This window comes from Microbispora sp. H10949 (genome assembly GCF_014161435.1).
Taxonomy (GTDB): domain Bacteria; phylum Actinomycetota; class Actinomycetes; order Streptosporangiales; family Streptosporangiaceae; genus Microbispora; species Microbispora triticiradicis.
The window spans coordinates 1-1,063 of record NZ_JABBWZ010000036.1; the positions used below are offsets into that span (position 1 = coordinate 1).

The 1,063-nt window shown below is 58.0% G+C and carries 1 rRNA gene; it reads right to left on the reverse strand.

Annotated features, from left to right (window positions below):
- Positions 1 to 1,063 (reverse strand): 23S ribosomal RNA (locus HHX40_RS35465); the annotation flags it as partial.

Below are 1,063 nucleotides of genomic sequence, written 5' to 3' on the forward strand. Positions count from 1 at the left end.
ATGAGAGACGGATTTGCCTATCTCTCTCCCTACATGCTTACCCCGGGACAACCACCGCCCGGGCTGGGCTACCTTCCTGCGTCACCCCATCGCTTACCTACTACCAGATCAGGCCAGGCGTTCACCCTGACGCCGGCTCCGAAGAGCCAACCGGCTTAAGGACCCTTAGTATCACTGGATTCGATATGGGCGCATCACAGCGGGTACGGGAATATCAACCCGTTGTCCATCGACTACGCCTGTCGGCCTCGCCTTAGGTCCCGACTTACCCTGGGCGGACGAACCTGCCCCAGGAACCCTTGGTCATTCGGCGCAGAAGATTCTCACTTCTGACTCGCTACTCATGCCTGCATTCTCACTCGTACGACCTCCACCACACGATCACTCGGCGGCTTCACCGGCTCGCACGACGCTCCCCTACCCACCACCAGCAAGCTGGCAGTGCCACGACTTCGGCGGTGTACTTGAGCCCCGCTACATTGTCGGCGCAGAATCACTTGACCAGTGAGCTATTACGCACTCTTTCAAGGGTGGCTGCTTCTAAGCCAACCTCCTGGTTGTCACTGCGACTCCACATCCTTTCCCACTTAGCACACGCTTAGGGGCCTTAGTCGGTGATCTGGGCTGTTTCCCTCTCGACCACGGAGCTTATCCCCCGCAGTCTCACTGCCACGCTCAACTTACCGGCATTCGAAGTTTGGCTGACGTCAGTAACCTTGTCGGGCCCATCAGCCAACCAGAGCCCTACCTCCGGCAAGCACCACGCAACGCTGCACCTAAATGCATTTCGGGGAGAACCAGCTATCACGGAGTTTGATTGGCCTTTCACCCCTACACACAGGTCATCCCCCAGGTTTTCAACCCTGGTGGGTTCGGTCCTCCACGCGGTCTTACCCGCGCTTCAACCTGCCCATGCGTAGATCACCCCGCTTCGGGTCTACAGCATGCGACTACAAACGCCCTATTCAGACTCGCTTTCGCTACGGCTCCCCCACACGGGTTAACCTCGCCACACACCATAACTCGCAGGCTCATTCTTCAAAAGGCACGCAGTCACATCACA